Origin of the sequence: Mycolicibacterium sp. 624 (assembly GCF_040548615.1) — a bacterium.
GTDB lineage: Bacteria > Actinomycetota > Actinomycetes > Mycobacteriales > Mycobacteriaceae > Mycobacterium.
In genome coordinates, this window is the sequence record NZ_JBEPRZ010000014.1 from 14,259 (window position 1) to 29,216 (window position 14,958).

Annotated in this window: 12 protein-coding genes; 2 read left to right on the forward strand and 10 right to left on the reverse strand. The window is 67.9% G+C overall.

Annotation, left to right across the window (positions count from 1 at the left end; genetic code table 11):
• Window position 1: 1 nt before the first annotated feature.
• The 6 genes from ABIA65_RS33090 to pheS form a co-directional block, all read right to left on the reverse strand.
• Window positions 2-1,219: an acetylornithine transaminase gene (locus ABIA65_RS33090; protein ID WP_354526229.1), complete on the reverse strand. Its 1,218-nt coding sequence runs from the start codon at window positions 1,217-1,219 to the stop codon at window positions 2-4.
• On the reverse strand, window positions 1,216-2,103 hold the full coding sequence (argB, locus tag ABIA65_RS33095) for an acetylglutamate kinase (RefSeq protein WP_354526230.1): 888 nt from the start codon (window positions 2,101-2,103) through the stop codon (window positions 1,216-1,218). Before argB ends, ABIA65_RS33090 begins: the two co-directional genes overlap by 4 nt.
• Complete coding sequence (gene argJ, locus ABIA65_RS33100) at window positions 2,100-3,305, reverse strand: bifunctional glutamate N-acetyltransferase/amino-acid acetyltransferase ArgJ (protein WP_241404996.1); 1,206 nt, start codon at window positions 3,303-3,305, stop codon at window positions 2,100-2,102. The genes argB and argJ overlap by 4 nt, the downstream gene beginning before the upstream one ends.
• Window positions 3,302-4,336, reverse strand: coding sequence for an N-acetyl-gamma-glutamyl-phosphate reductase (gene argC, locus ABIA65_RS33105; RefSeq protein WP_241404995.1), 1,035 nt, complete (start codon window positions 4,334-4,336; stop codon window positions 3,302-3,304). The genes argJ and argC overlap by 4 nt, the downstream gene beginning before the upstream one ends.
• Window positions 4,337-4,401: 65 nt before the next feature.
• Window positions 4,402-6,903, reverse strand: a complete 2,502-nt coding sequence (pheT, locus tag ABIA65_RS33110; RefSeq protein WP_354526231.1) for a phenylalanine--tRNA ligase subunit beta — start codon at window positions 6,901-6,903, stop codon at window positions 4,402-4,404.
• Complete coding sequence (pheS, locus tag ABIA65_RS33115; RefSeq protein WP_371747043.1) at window positions 6,903-7,964, reverse strand: phenylalanine--tRNA ligase subunit alpha; 1,062 nt, start codon at window positions 7,962-7,964, stop codon at window positions 6,903-6,905. Before pheS ends, pheT begins: the two co-directional genes overlap by 1 nt.
• Window positions 7,965-8,016: 52 nt before the next feature.
• Here pheS and ABIA65_RS33120 point away from each other — a divergent pair, with 52 nt between their 5' ends.
• Complete coding sequence (locus ABIA65_RS33120; RefSeq protein ID WP_241405636.1) at window positions 8,017-9,597, forward strand: FMN-binding glutamate synthase family protein; 1,581 nt, start codon at window positions 8,017-8,019, stop codon at window positions 9,595-9,597.
• Window positions 9,598-9,608: 11 nt separating this feature from the next.
• On the opposite strand, the gene ABIA65_RS33125 is transcribed toward ABIA65_RS33120, so the two are convergent.
• From ABIA65_RS33125 to ABIA65_RS33135, 3 genes are all read right to left on the reverse strand, one after another.
• Entirely contained in the window at window positions 9,609-11,159 is a 1,551-nt protein-coding gene (locus ABIA65_RS33125; protein WP_354526232.1) for an HNH endonuclease signature motif containing protein, read from the reverse strand.
• A gap of 143 nt (window positions 11,160-11,302) precedes the next feature.
• Complete coding sequence (locus ABIA65_RS33130) at window positions 11,303-12,223, reverse strand: adenylate/guanylate cyclase domain-containing protein (RefSeq protein WP_502919649.1); 921 nt, start codon at window positions 12,221-12,223, stop codon at window positions 11,303-11,305.
• A gap of 117 nt (window positions 12,224-12,340) precedes the next feature.
• Window positions 12,341-13,933: an FAD-binding protein gene (locus ABIA65_RS33135; RefSeq protein WP_354526233.1), complete on the reverse strand. Its 1,593-nt coding sequence runs from the start codon at window positions 13,931-13,933 to the stop codon at window positions 12,341-12,343.
• A gap of 91 nt (window positions 13,934-14,024) precedes the next feature.
• On the opposite strand from ABIA65_RS33135, the gene ABIA65_RS33140 reads away from it, so the two are divergent.
• Complete coding sequence (locus tag ABIA65_RS33140) at window positions 14,025-14,630, forward strand: TetR/AcrR family transcriptional regulator (protein WP_241404992.1); 606 nt, start codon at window positions 14,025-14,027, stop codon at window positions 14,628-14,630.
• An 18-nt stretch (window positions 14,631-14,648) separates the two neighbouring features.
• On the opposite strand, the gene ABIA65_RS33145 is transcribed toward ABIA65_RS33140, so the two are convergent.
• Complete coding sequence (locus ABIA65_RS33145; protein ID WP_354526234.1) at window positions 14,649-14,897, reverse strand: DUF3297 family protein; 249 nt, start codon at window positions 14,895-14,897, stop codon at window positions 14,649-14,651.
• Between the last annotated feature and the right edge of the window lie 61 nt (window positions 14,898-14,958).

Below are 14,958 nucleotides of genomic sequence, written 5' to 3' on the forward strand. Positions count from 1 at the left end.
GTCACGGTGCCTCCAGGGCGGTCTTGTTGGCAGCCTCAACGGCACTGTCCAGGATTGCGGGTAACGCGGTCAGGAACGCATCGATCTGCGCGTCGGTGACCACCAGGGGCGGGGCGAGCCGGACGACGTCGGGGGCGGCGGCGTTGACCAGGAAGCCCGCGTCCCGGGCGGCGCCCTCGATGTCCTTGCTCCGCGGCGCGGTCAGCACGATGCCGCGCAGCAGCCCACGGCCACGCACGTGATCGACCAGTGGATGCCCGATCGACTCGATACCGTGCTCCAGCGTCTTGCCCAGAGCGTCGGCGTGTGACATGAGGTCGTCGTCGGCCAAGGTCTTGAGCACCGCCAGCGCCGCGGCCGTGCACACGGGGTTGCCACCAAATGTGCTGCCGTGCAGCCCCGGTGTGAGCAGGTCCGCCGCCTCGCCGATGGCCAGGCACGCGCCGATCGGCAGCCCGCCGCCGAGGCCCTTCGCCAGGGTGATGACGTCGGGCGTGATGCCATCGTGCTGGTGGGCGTAGAAGGTTCCGGTACGTCCGACACCGGTCTGCACCTCGTCGAGCACCAGCAGCGCACCGTGGCGCGCGGTGAGTTCCCGTGCGGCGACGAGGTATCCGGCCGGCGGTGTCACCACGCCGCCCTCCCCCATGATCGGCTCGAGGAACACCGCCGCGGTCTCGTCGGAGATCGCGGCCGACAGTGCCTCGACGTCGCCATACGGGACGTGGGTGACGTCGCCGGGCAGCGGCTCGAACGGGGCCTGCTTGGTGGGCTGCCCCGTCAGCGCGAGCGATCCCATGGTGCGACCGTGGAAGGCGCCTTGCGCGGCAACCAGTTTGGTCCGGCCGGTCAGCCGCGAGATCTTGAACGCAACCTCGTTGGCCTCGGTACCGGAGTTGGCGAAGAACACCCGCGCGTGGGTGTCGGCGCCGAGATGCGCGACCAGCGCCTCGGCGAGAGCGACGCCGGGTTCGGTGGCGTACAGGTTCGACGTGTGGCCCAGTGTGTTGAGCTGCCGGGTCACCGCCTCGATCACAGCCGGGTGGCGATGCCCGAGGACGTTGACCGCGATACCGCCAAGGAGGTCGACGTAGGACTTGCCGTCGACATCGGTCACCACCGCGCCGTCACCTGAGGCCAACGCCACCGGTGGTGTGCCGTAGTTGTCCATCATCACGGCCCGCCACCGCGCCTGCAGCGCCTCGGTGTTGGAGGTCATCTGGGCACCACCTTTGTTCCGGAACCCTCATCGGTGAGGAGTTCGACCAGCACGCAGTGCTCGACGCGACCGTCGATGACGTGGGCGCTCGGGACGCCGCCTCCCACCGCACGCAGGCACGCCTCGATCTTGGGCACCATGCCGGACTCGAGTGTCGGCAGCAGCCCGGTCAGCGCCGCCACGTCGATCTCGCTGACCAGCGAATCACGGTCGGGCCAGCGGGTGTAGAGCCCCTCAACGTCGGTCAGCATCAGCAGCTTCTCCGCGCCGAGAGCCTCGGCCAGCGCCGCGGCAGCCGTGTCGGCATTGATGTTGTGCACCACACCGTCGGTATCGGGAGCGATGGTCGAGACGACCGGGATGCGTCCGGCCTTGATCAGATCGAGCACCGCCGAGGTGTCGACCCTCTCGACGTCGCCGACGAGGCCGATATCGGTCGCCACGCCGTCGACCATGACGCTGCGGCGGATGGCGGTGAACAGATGGGCGTCCTCGCCGGTGATGCCCACCGCGTATGGGCCGTGGGCGTTGATGAGGCCGACCAGTTCACGACCGACCTGGCCGAACAGCACCATCCGCGCGACGTCGAGCACCTCGGGGGTGGTCACCCGGAATCCGCCCTTGAACTCGCCCTCCAGGCCGAGTCGCTTCAGCATCGCGCTGATCTGCGGGCCGCCCCCGTGCACGACGACGGGATGGATACCGCAGTTGCGCAGGAATGCCATATCGGCGGCGAATGCGGTCTTGAGGACGTCGTCGGTCATGGCGTTGCCGCCGTACTTGACCACGACGATCTTGCCGTTCAGCTGCTTCAGCCAGGGCAGCGCCTCGGCGAAGACGGCGGCCTTGGTCGCGGTGGGAATCGTCTCGGTCGGGATGCTCATGAGCTGTAGGCCGAGTTCTCCTCGACGTACGCGTGGGACAGGTCGGTGGTGCGGATGGTCGCCTCGCCCGTGCCGATGCCGAGGTGCACGACGACCTCGATGTCGGTACCCGACAAATCGACCTCACGCGCACCCGGAGCGCCCACACCGTCCACGCAGACCGGGGAGCCGTTGAACGACACGGTGATCCGGTCGGGATCGAGTTCGACGGGTGCCATGCCCACTGCGGCCAGCACCCGGCCCCAGTTGGGGTCGGACCCGAACAGCGCGGTCTTGACCAGGCTGTCCCTGGCGATCACGCGGGCGGCCGCCACGGCGTCGTCCTCGGTGGCGGCACCGGTGACCGTGACCGCGACGCGCTTGGTCAGGCCCTCGGCGTCGGCCTGAAGTTGTGCGCACAGGTCGTCGCACACCGCGAGGATCGCGGCATCGAGTTCATCCTGTGTCGGCGTGACGGCGCTTGCGCCGGACGCCAGCAGCAGCACTGTGTCGTTGGTGGAGCAGCTGCCGTCGACGTCGAGTCGGTCGAAGGTGCGTCCGGCCGCCTTGCGCAGCGCCCGATCCAGCGCCTCGGCATCGGCGACGGCGTCGGTGGTGATGACACACAACATGGTGGCGAGCGACGGCGCCAGCATCCCGGCACCCTTGGCCATGCCGCCGACGGTCCAGTTGTTCCGATGGTGCAGCGCAACCTGCTTGGGCACGGTGTCGGTGGTCATGATCGCCTGCGCCGCTTCGGTTCCACCGGTGAGACCGCCGGCCATCTCGTGCACGACGTCCTGGACCCCGGTCAGCATCTTGTCCATCGGCAGGCGGTCGCCGATCAGGCCCGTCGAGCAGACGGCGACCTCGATTGCCCCGGTCTCGGTACCCCAGTCCGACAGTGCGTCCGCGACCGCCTCCGCGGTGGCATGGGTGTCCTGGAAGCCGCCGGGTCCGGTGCACGCGTTGGCGCCACCGGAGTTGAGGATCACCGCGCGCAGTCGCCCCGTGGACATGATCTGCTGGGTCCACAGCACCGGAGCCGCCCGCACCTTGTTGCGGGTGAACACCGCGGCCGCGGCCAGATCGGGTCCCTCGTTGACGACCAGCGCGAGGTCGCGCGCTCCGGATGCCTTGATTCCCGCCGCGATACCGGTCGCGCGGAAACCCGCGGGGGCGGTCACACCCTGAGTCCGAACGATGTTCTCGGTTGTTGTCACGGCGCCACTCCCACGGTCGAAAGTCCTTCAGTCTCTGGCCATCCCAGCGCCAGGTTCATCGACTGCACTGCTGCGCCGCCGGTTCCCTTGACGAGGTTGTCGATCGCACACAGGGCCACCAGGACCCCCGCGTCGGGGTCGACGGCGACGGCGATCTGCGCGGCGTTGCTGCCGACCACCGCGCCGGTCTTGGGCAACCGGCCCTCGGGCAGCAGGTGAACGAAAGGCTCGGCACCGTAGGCCTTCTCATAGGCCGCGCGGATCTCCGATGTCGATGCCGTGGTCCGCGCCGTGCAGGTCGCGAGGATGCCCCGCGACGTCGGGATCAGGACCGGCGTGAACGACACGGTGACGTCGCGGTCGGTGACCGTGCGCAGACCCTGCGCGATCTCGGGGGTGTGCCGGTGCGCGCCGGCGATGTTGTACGCCCGCGCCGAGCCGATCACCTCGGCGCCGAGCAGGTCGACCTTCGCGGCGCGGCCCGCACCGGATGTGCCGCTCACCGCGACCACGGTGACGGCCGGCTCGACAAGGTCAGCGGCGACGGCGGGCAGCAGTGCGAGCAGTGCCGCGGTCGGGTAGCAGCCGGGGACGGCGATGCGCTTGGTGTTCTGCAGCGCCTCGCGTCCGCCCGGCAGCTCGGGCAGGCCATACGGCCAGCTGCCCGCGTGCGGCGAGCCGTAGAACCGCTCCCATGCGCCCGCGTCGGTGAGCCGGAAGTCCGCACCGCAGTCCACGATGAGCGTGTCGGGGCCCAGCTGCTCGGCCAGTTCGGCCGAGTGCCCGTGGGGCAGGGCCAGGAACACGACGTCGTGACCGGCCAGCACCTCGACGGTCGTGGCCTCGAGCACGCGGTCGTCCAGGGGAAGCAGGTGGGGATGGTGCTCGGTGAGGTGGGTGCCGGCACTGGCCGCGGCGGTCAACGCACCGATTCTCAGGCGTCCGTCAGCGTAGGCGGGGTGTCCCAGGAGGAGACGAAGGATCTCGCCGCCCGCGTATCCGCTGGCACCGGCGATGGCCACTGAGGTCATCGCACAATTCTGCATGGTTATGCATTCGGATGCAAACTGATTATTCGGTTCGTGGGCGGGGCGGATCACCTGCGCTGGACGGCGCCGACACGCTCGGCAGCCAGAGCCACCGCGGCGTCGCGCGCGGCACTGGCCTCATCCTCGGTCAACGTGCGGTCGGGCGCGCGGAACCGCAGGGCCAGAGCGAGTGACTTGCGCCCCTCACCGACCTGCGGGCCGACGTACACGTCGAACAGTCGGACGTCCTCGACGAGCTTTCCGGCGCCCTCTCGCACCGCGTCCACGACATCCTGGGCCGCCACTGTGTCATCGACAACGAGGCTGACGTCCTGGAACACCGCCGGGAACGGCGACACGGCGGGCACGGGCAGTCGCTCCACGGTGGGCACCGCGTCGAGATCGAGTTCGACGGCACACGTGCCCTTAGGCAGGCCGGTCCGCTCGATCACCGCGGGGTGCAACTCGCCGGCGTATCCGACGACCTGGTCCCCGAGTAGAACCTCAGCGCAGCGGCCGGGATGCCACGGCAGCTCTTGGGCCGCCCGCAGCGTGACGTCGACATTGCAGGCCCGCGCGATGATCTGCACTGCCTCGAAGGCATCGGTGGCCTGCACCGGCCGCCCCGCACCCCACGGACCGGCGGGTTCGCGGAGTCCGGCCATGACGGCACCCACGTGCAGCGGCTGACGCGGCAGCGAGTCGTCGATCGCGGCGATCTCCGCGGCGGTGGGCCTGCGATCAACCGGGATCGGGTCGAGCGCACGGGTCTGCGGTGTCGCCAGCGCCACCTGCTCGATGGCGAACAATGCGACGTCGGCGGCACCACGGGAAACGTTGCGCACCAACGCCTCCAGCATGCCGGGCAGCAGCGTGGTCGCCAGCTGGGGCCGATCGGCCTCCAGCGGGTTGAGCACCGTCATTGCGGCGCGGCGTGGATCGTCGGGCGCCAGGCCCCACGCATCGAAGATGCCAGCGGGCAGGAACGGTGTCGGCAGGATCTCGACGAAACCGTTGAGCGCCAGCGACTTTCCGATCGCCCTCCGGCGCACCTGGCCGGGTGTGAGACCACGACCAGCGGGTGCCGCCGGCAGAATCGACGGGATCAGCTCGAGGCCCTCGAGCCTGAGCACCTCCTCGACGAGGTCCGCGGGTTCCCTCATGTCGGGTCGCCAACTGGGCGGTGTCACCGTGATCTGGCCGTCGTGACTGCTCACCCGGCCACCCACCTGGGTGAGCCTGCGCACGGTGGCGCCCTCGGCATAGGCCACACCCGCGGTCCGGTCAGGCAGGTCCAGTGCCATGCTCACCGGCGCCGGTGACCAGTCCTCGCGCGGCGGGTCACCGCGCCAGTCCGTCAGTGTCGGTTCCAACGTGCCGCCTGCGATATCAGCCAGCAGCGCGGCGCAACGATCAAGGGCGGCAACCGAAATCGCCGGATCCACGGTGCGCTCGTAGCGCCGGCTCGCCTCGCTCACCAGGTGCAGACGGCGCTGCGTCCGGGATACCGTCGCGGGGTCCCAGACCGCCGCCTCCAACAGCACGTCGGTTGTGCTCTCGCGCACCTCGGTGGTGCCTGCGCCCATCACACCGCCGAGCGCCGCCGTCGCGACGTCGTCGACGATGAGAACGTCGCCCGGATCGAGTGTGCGTTGGACGCCGTCGAGGGTGACGACCGTCTCCCCCGGCTTCGCGAAGCGGACATCGAACCCGCCGGTGATGAGCTTGCGGTCATGGGCGTGCATCGGGTGACCGATCTCCACCATGACGTAGTTGGTCACGTCGACGGCCGGGGAGATGGACCGGATTCCGCTCAGCAGCAGACGGCGTTGCATCCACCACGGCGACACCGCAGTCGGGTCGATGCCCGTCACGGGGCGAAGGCCGAAGCGCTGCACACCGGTGCCCGGCTGAATGGTCAACGGCCACGCCTCGCCCTCGGCGGGCAGTGCGGGGATGGTGTCAACGGGGTCGACGAAGTCGAGGTCGTAGGCGCAGGCGATCTCGCGAGCCATGCCACGGACGGACAGGCAGTAACCGCGATCCGGGGTGATCGCGAGGTCGAACACCACGTCATCCAGACCGAGGACGTCGATGGCGTTGGCGCCGGGCTCCGCGGTGCCGGGCGGCAGAACCATGATGCCGGCGTGGTCGGAGCCCAGGTTCAGCTCGGACGACGAGCAGATCATGCCGTCGGAGGTGCGGCCGTAGGTCTTACGCTTGGCGATGGTGAAGTCACCAGGCAGCGTGGTGCCGGGCAAAGCCACGACCACCAGATCGCCGACCTTGAAATTGCTTGCTCCGCAGACGATGTCACGCGACTCACCGTCGAGGTTCTGCGCGCCCACGTCGACCTTGCATGCACGTATGGGCTTCTTGAACTCGGTGAGTTCCTCGATCTCGACAACTCTGCCAACGGTCAACGGTCCCGTGACCGAGCCGACCGGGATGATGTCCTCGACCTCGTGACCGATGCGGATGAAGGTCTGCTCGAGTTCCTCGGGACTCACGTCCCAACCCGGTGCGCCGACTGAGACGATCTCGCGCAGCCAGCTGTACGGAAGGCGCATCAGGCCCCCACCCCGAACGGAAGCGAGAACCGCACGTCACCCTCGACCATGTCACGCATGTCGGGGATGCCGTTGCGGAACTGAAGTGTGCGCTCCAGGCCCATGCCGAACGCGAAGCCCGAATACTCGTCCGGGTCGATACCGCAGGCGCGCAACACGTTTGGATTGACCATGCCGCAACCGCCCCATTCCACCCAGCCCGGCCCACCCTTCTTGTTCTCGAACCAGACGTCCACCTCGGCGGACGGCTCGGTGAACGGGAAGAAGTGCGGCCGGAAGCGGGTCCGACCCGCGGGGCCGAACTCCGCCCGGGCCAGCGAGTCGAGCGTGCCCTTGAGGTGCGCCATCGTCAGGCCGCGGTCCACCGCGAGTCCCTCGACCTGGTGGAACACCGGCGTGTGCGTCGAATCGAGTTCATCGGTGCGGAACGTCCTGCCGATCGACACGATGTACACGGGCAGCTCACGCTCCAGCAGTGCCCGGATCTGGACCGGCGAGGTGTGCGTGCGCAACACCTGGCGCGACCCCTCGGGTGCGATGTGGAACGTGTCCTGCTCACTGCGCGCCGGATGGTCGGGAGGAAAGTTCAAGGCGTCGAAGTTGAACTGCTCGGTCTCGAGTTCGGGTCCCTCGGCCAGTTCCCAGCCCATGGCCACGAAGGTGTCGGCGACGTGCTCGGCCAGGATCGTGATCGGGTGCCGTGCACCGATCGGCTGACGCGTGGAGGGCAGGGTCACGTCGATGCGCTCGGCGACCAGCACCGCCGCGTCCCGTTCGAGGCGCAGCGCCTCGAGGCGTTCGTCGTAGGCGGCCTGAGCCTCGGTGCGGGCCACGTTGACGAGGCGGCCGGCATCGGCGCGCTCGGTCTTGGGCAGCGAGCCCAGCGCCTGACGAGCCAGCGCGATCGGCGACTTGTCACCGAGGTGATCGGTCTTGGCGCGCGCCAGCGCCTCGAGATCGGACGCGGCGTCGAAGGCACGCCGGGCCGCGCTGACGGCTTCGGTCAGCGCTTGCTCGGACGGTCCAGTTGATCCCGGCTTTACCACGGGCTGATCAGCCACCCGGAGATCATAGCTACGGGACAGGTGTGACCCGCGCTACCCTCACGCGGTGATCACGCGGCCTTTGATCGTCGCAGGTGTGTGGGGTGTATCCGCGCTGGCGGTGTTCGCCGCCCTCGCCGTTTCCAGTTGGTGGATGGTTCCGGCCACAGTGCTCGCGGGGCTGGCCGCGCTCGGGACGTGGGATCTGATCCAGACCCGGCACACCATCCTGCGTGTGTATCCGATCCTGGGTCACGTCCGCTTCGTGATGGAGTTGATCCGCCCCGAGATCCGCCAGTACTTCATCGAATCCAACACCGAGGCAGCCCCGTTCGACCGGGAGACCCGCGACCTGGTCTACGAGCGGGCGAAGGCCACCAAGGGCGACGAGCCATTCGGCACCGAACGCGACGTCAACGCAGTCGGCTACGAGTTCCTTCGGCATTCCATCCGGGCGTCCTTGGCCAAGGACCTGCAGCCCAGGGTGCGGCTCGGCGGCCCCGACTGCGCGGCGCCGTACGACATTGCGCTGCTCAACGTTTCGGCGATGAGCTTCGGCGCCTTGTCGGCCCAGGCGATCGAGGCCCTCAGCGGCGGCGCCGCACGGGGCGGTTTCGCCCACGACACCGGCGAGGGTGGCATCAGCCCCTACCACCTGCGCGGCGGCGCCGACCTCATCTGGGAGATCGGCTCGGGCTACTTCGGCTGCCGCGATGCCGACGGGCGCTTCGACGCCGCCACATTCGCCGAGAAAGCTCGGCTGCCGTCGGTGAAGGCGGTGTCAATCAAGCTGTCCCAGGGCGCCAAACCCGGCCTCGGGGGCGTGCTGCCGGGCGCCAAGGTCAGTCCCGAGATCGCGGCCACCCGCGGCGTGCCGGTGGGCAGGACGGTGGTGTCCCCGCCTTCGCACAGCGCGTTCAGCACGCCGACCGAGTTCGTCGCGTTCATCGCGACGCTGCGCCGACTGTCGGGCGGCAAGCCGATCGGGTTCAAACTGTGCGTCGGCGCCCGCACCGAGTTCTTGTCGATCTGCAAGGCGATCATCGCGACCGGCATCGCCCCCGACTTCGTGATCGTCGATGGCGGCGAGGGCGGTACCGGCGCCGCGCCGCAGGAGTTCGAGGACCACGTCGGCATGCCACTGACCGAGGGCCTGATGCTGGTGCACAACTGTCTGGTCGGCACCGGACTCCGCGACCGTATCCGGGTCGGCGCGTCGGGCAAGGTGGCCAGCGGCGTCGACATCGTCAGCCGCATCTGCCAGGGTGCGGACTTCACGATGTCAGCGCGGGCGATGATGTTCGCCGTCGGCTGCATCCAGGCGCTGAAGTGCAACACCAACCACTGTCCCACCGGCGTCGCCACCCAGGATCCAGCCCGTGCCCGGGCCCTCGACGTGCCGGACAAGAGCACCCGGGCATTCAACTACCAGCAGGCCACTGTCGCCAGCGCCGCGCAGATCGTGGCATCGATGGGACTGGCCGGTTTTCACGAACTGTCCCCGGCGATGTTGAACCGCCGCATCGAGGGCCAGCGCACGCGGACCTACGCCGAGATCTACGAGTGGCTGATGCCGGGCGAGTTGCTCGACGATCCGCCCGAGGCGTGGCGCTCGGACTGGATCGAGGCGTCCGCCGACGAGTTCACCTAAGCCCGCAGGCATTAGAACGGCGGGTTTGAGTCGGGCATCGTGAGTATCGCGGCCTCTTCGTTCTCTCGGCGCTCCTCGTCGATGCGGCGCTTGCGGGCCTCGGCCCGGGTGGTGTCCCGGCGCGGCATGCGCAGGCCGGAGTTGGTGATGGCGGACCCTGCGGTTTCGGTGTGCGGCGTCGGCACGGGTGCGGTGGGTTTGCACAGTGCGGGGAAGAGCAGGTGGCTGCCGGGCCGGGTGCGGTAGGTCTGCGCGCCCGGTGTGGTCCAGATGACCGTTCCGTCAGGTAGTTGGCGGTCGCGCCAACCTTTGGGCCCGTTCCAGAACGTCTTGAGCAAATGATGAAAACGACACAGGCACTTGAGGTTCGACGCACACGTCGAACCCACCGGATACGGGATCGTATGGTCGAGGTCGCAGCGCTCGGCCGGTACGTCGCAACCCGGGAATCGACACGTCAGATCGCGGCAGCGCACGAAGTCAGCCAGCGTCGTCGACGGAACGTATCGGGGCTCGGGTGGTCTGTCGCCGGGATGGATGATGCGTTTGATCACGGCCTGCAGTGCGAGGCGGCGGACGATCGGCCCCGGCACAACCGGACCGCCGAGCATCACGCCGGGACGGGTGGCCGCGGGCTCGCCGGGGTCGGCATCGTGCAGTGCCTCGGCCAGGGTGAGTTCGCGCACCGGCCTGTCGAACAGCCGGGACTGCACACCGTCGAGGGCCGCATCCTGCCGTTCGGTGCCCTCGCTCTGGTCGGTGATGGTGTCGTCGTGAGCGACCACATAGATCACGGTAGAACTCGGGGCCGGTGCCGCCGCCTCGCACTCGGATTGGCCGCACAGGCACGCCAACCGGTCAGCCCCGTGAGCCAGTGCGCCGAGGGCATCAGCCCGGCGCTGATCGATGGTTCGCAGGTCGCTGCCGCAGACCGTGCCGGCCAGGGTGTCCAGACGTTGGTCGAGGGCCTTGGCGTCGTGGGCGAACAACTCACCCCACAGTGTCGCCAGGCCCGAGGCGTCGTCGATGTCGATGTCCACTGATCGGCCGCGGGCGCGGTTCTGGGTGCGGCGCAGTGCGTGGGGGTCGTGGCGGATGACGAACACGTCGATCGCGTCGACCATCTTCTGCTGCGACAGCGCCGGCCACTCGGACAATGCCTCTGAGATCTCGGTGTCCACCGCGCGTAGCGCGTGGGGATCCTTGATCGCTGCCGTGCGCCACACGATGGTCGACGCCAGCTGGTAGGTCAGGCCACCGTCGGCGAACACCGCAGCCACCTTGGGTAGCCGGTCGCGCAGTGAAGTGGCCACCAACAGCTGTCTGGAGGCGGACGCGGAGGTGATCTGTTGGGCGGCGCCGATCTCGGCACAGACCGCACCCCAGTTGTCCAGATACCACTGCTCACGCTCGACGGAGTCATCGGCAGACTGGCGCGCATCGAGCATCGCGACCATTGCCGTAAGCCTGCGAGCGCACGCCGCGGCCTCCACCCGCGCCCACGCTCCGATCGCTGCACCCCCACGTGCAGAGGAGGCCTCGGCCACCAATTCATCGAACATGTGTACGAATTTACGTCCGTACGCGAGCATGCGCCACCAGGAAAGCCGCTGGTTGTGGATGAATTCGCGACTGTGGATAACTCCGTGTTCGTACGCTGAAATTGTCGGAGCCCAGGGGTAGAGGCACGCCCACGACAGTCGAGCTACGCCCCCGGAGCCGCCCCGTCGTCCACGACTTCGCCCGCCACGCCTACGCGCGACTTCACCCAGTACATGACGAGGTCCTCGGGGACGCCGGCGATCTTTTGCGAGAACAGTTGCTTGCGAACACGTTTGACGGAGACGCCCAGCGAGTCCAACTTGTCCGCCGAGATCCGCTCCAACGTCGCACCGGACACCACGAGCCCGCCCCGGGTCGCCCGGTCCATGACGCGCGAGGCGATGTTGACGTCGACACCGAGCCAGTCCGAACCGATCCGCTGCGGCCGACCGGTGTGCACGCCTGCCCGCACGCGCGGCGTATAGCCGCCCACGTCAACACCTTTGACGGCGTCCATGGCGGTGAGCACGGCTCCGATGGCCGTTGCGGGATCGGCGAACACGCTCATGGTGCCGTCGCCCATCCGCTTGACGATCTGCCCGCCCGCAGCCAGCAGAGGGGGCTCCATGACCTGGGCGACCCGCCGCAACAGCCGCAGCGTGGCGTCATCGCCTGCGCCGAGCGCCCAGTCGGAGAACCCGACCAGATCGGTGAAGACGAGCGTCACCTCACGGTTGGCAGGCTGGCCCGACACCCGTTCGGTCAGGGCCTGCCATACCTGCAGTGCCCCCAGGCTGACTTCGCGCGACGCCGCGTCGCGGTCCAGAAGCCGGTCGGCCGCCCGCGCGGCGGCGCGGGGGCCACCCACACCCGAGGCCGACAACGGATCGCCGAAATCCGGATCACCGGGAAGCGCGCGGCGCGCACGCCGGACGAAGGCGACCACGCCCGGGCTGTGATTGGTGGCCTTCAGCCACCCCAGCGGCCCCTTGACGCCGTAACCGGAGTCGATACGCTGTGCCCCGGGGTCCGAATCTGCGTCGTCCAGCCCACCGGATCGCCCCTCGAACGATTCGGCATCCACAGCGCCACCCTAGGTGCCCGCTCGAATGAGCGGCAACGACGATGTCAGAGGTCACACCCCTACCGAGACAAGTCGCTGGTCACCCGATCTTGACGTGCCATGAACCACATCTCGCCGTCAGGATGTGACCGGGGATTGTTGAACGGCGTGTTCTGCTGCGCGCCGCCCTGAGAACACACAATCGGCGATGGACAGCCCGCTGACGTAGGAGTTGGCGCAGACTCCGATGGCTGTCCGCCCCGCCGCGTACAGGCCGGGAATCGATTCACCAGTCGGGGTCGTGACTGCTCCGGTGTCTTCGTCGACCACCAGTCCGCCGAGGGTGAACATCGGAGTCGGGTTGATGACGCTTCGTTTCACCGACAGTGAGATCAGAACGAACGGGCCCTCTCCCACCGGGCGGACGAATTCAGCCGGCTTACCCATCGGGTCAGGCGCTGCGGCAGCGGCAGCGTCATTGTGGGCCGCCACTGTCTCCCGCAGCCCAACCGGGTCGACGCCGGCCTTGGCGGCCACGCCCTCGAGTGTGTCCGCGCGAACGCTGTCGGTGCGCAACATCGCCTCCATCTGGAGCCTCTGGAACCAGATCGCCTGCTGCGCAAGGTCAGCGCGCGCCTGCGTGAGCAGCCGGTGGTCGGCGAGAATCCACCCTTTGCCGCCGTGGTCCTGGATCATGGCATGACCCAGTGCCGCGCCGTAGCGGGTCTCGTCGATGATCCGTTGCCCGCGCGCGTTGACCACCAGCGCCCCCAGAAATGCGCTCGGAGGTGTGATGAATCGCCATGCCGACACATTGTCGAGGCGATCGACGGCCGCACCGATGTCGGTGGCCAGGCTGATACCGCTGCCGTCGTCTCCGGTGGTGCCGAGCCGGAGCCCCTCGCGGTAGGCGGGCGCATGCTCGGCGATCCAGTCCTGGTTGGCGATGTACCCGCCTGCCGTCAGGATCACTGCCTTGCGTGCGTGAATATCGACGGTGCGGGCATACTTTCGCTCCAAGCGGGCCAGGTTGTGCTCCATCGCCGTGCGCAGCGGCTCGTAGTAGATACCCGGCTTCACCGCAAGGGCGGCGTAGGTACGGTAACGACGCCGGACCCACGCAGGCGCCTCGGCGAGCGTGGCCACCCGTACACCGACCACCACACCGTCCGCGTCGGTCAGCAATGACATTGCGCGGGTGTGCAACTGGACACGGACACCGTTCCGTTCCGCTGCCGCGGCGAGCGGCTGAAAGATCATCTTCCCCGACGCGCCCGGCCCCTTGGCCCTATGCCCCCGCTGCACCGGCGCAGTGACGGAGCGAAAGCGCCCGGAGTTCTCGCTGCCTGAGTAGTACAGGTAGTACTTGTTGTTCGGATACGACGTCTTGTATGGACACACCGAGGCTTCGAACGGGACGCCGTGGGCAGAGAGCCAATCGATCATTCCCGGACTGGAGTCAACGAAGCGCCGCAAGGTCTCGGGCCGGACGGCATCTCCGATCTCCGCATGCAGATACGCGAACATGGCGTCGCTGGTGTCGTCGAGTCCCGCTGCACGCTGAACCCACGTTCCACCACCGGCGTAGATGATCCCCCCGGACATCTGCGTAGCCCCACCCCCGTTGAACCGGTCGAGGGCCAGGACATCGGCGCCGCGGGACCGGGCCTCCAAGGCGGCACACACACCCGCAGCGCCGTAGCCGACTACCACCACATCAGCTGTAGTCATCGCGTCCCCTGCAATCGACCGAACATCGCTTCAAACTAACAGTTTGCACTCAAAGTACAACCTTCGCGCCCAACCGTCGTAGACTGCGTCCGTGGCAGAACAGGGTGGACGCGCTGTGCCCGCATCGGTGGCGAACAAGCTGTATGCGGCAGCCGATCTCATCGCCACCAGCGGGCTCGCGAACACCAAGATCGAGGACATCGCCGCGGCGTCCGGCGTGCCGAAGGCGACGCTGTACTACTACTTCGCGGGCAAGGACGAAATCCTGTCGTTCCTGTTGCGTGACTCGCTCTCGCTGCTGGCACGCGAAGTGGCTGATGCTGCCGATGCACCGGGGCTCGGCAGAGAGCGACTGATAGCAGTGATTGCCGTCCAGATCGAGCACACGATGAACCGGCCCGGATCGAGCCGCGCACTCGTCGGAGACCTCGGACGCGCCATTCGCCTACCGGAGCTCGCGAGTGCAGTTCAAGACGCCTTCTACGACCCAATCGCTCGCGTGCTGGAAGCCGGCGCCGACGATGGTTCGCTTCGACCGCTCCCGGACCCCCAAACCGGTGCGATGAGCATCTTCGGCGCCATCATGATGGCGGCGATGCTGCACAACGTCATCAGCTCAGACAAGGAGATTCGCGAGGTTGCCGACGGCGTGATCGATCTGGTTGTCAACGGCGTTTCGTCGGATCGCCATCCCTGACGGGCACCGTCGCTTTACTCAGCGGAAATAGGGTTCGACCGTGCCACTGAGCTTGACGACCATGGGATTTCCGCGGCGATCCTTTGCCGTAGGGACTTCAACACGCACCCAACCTTCGGCCACGTTGTATTCGTGAACGTTGGTTTTCTCGATGCCATTGAAACGAATGCCCACGTCGCGGCGGAGAGCTTCTTCGCTGTAGAAGGGGCTGCGCGGATCGATGGAGAGGTGATTCGGCGGAATGTCTGTGTTCTGATCCTCGGGCATGATGGCTTTCGTTGACTGCTGCGTTAGGTGCTCGGATTGAGCCTCAAAGAATCTACGCGGC

Bases quoted from the DNA above. Each gene is read 5' to 3' on its own strand.
- ABIA65_RS33090 (WP_354526229.1), bottom strand. From the start codon at position 1,219: ATGACCTCCAACACCGAGGCGCTGCAGGCGCGGTGGCGGGCCGTGATG.
- argB (WP_354526230.1), bottom strand. From the start codon at position 2,103: ATGAGCATCCCGACCGAGACGATTCCCACCGCGACCAAGGCCGCCGTC.
- argC (WP_241404995.1), bottom strand. From the start codon at position 4,336: ATGACCTCAGTGGCCATCGCCGGTGCCAGCGGATACGCGGGCGGCGAG.
- pheT (WP_354526231.1), bottom strand. From the start codon at position 6,903: ATGCGCCTTCCGTACAGCTGGCTGCGCGAGATCGTCTCAGTCGGCGCA.
- ABIA65_RS33125 (WP_354526232.1), bottom strand. From the start codon at position 11,159: ATGTTCGATGAATTGGTGGCCGAGGCCTCCTCTGCACGTGGGGGTGCA.
- ABIA65_RS33135 (WP_354526233.1), bottom strand. From the start codon at position 13,933: ATGACTACAGCTGATGTGGTGGTAGTCGGCTACGGCGCTGCGGGTGTG.
- ABIA65_RS33145 (WP_354526234.1), bottom strand. From the start codon at position 14,897: ATGCCCGAGGATCAGAACACAGACATTCCGCCGAATCACCTCTCCATC.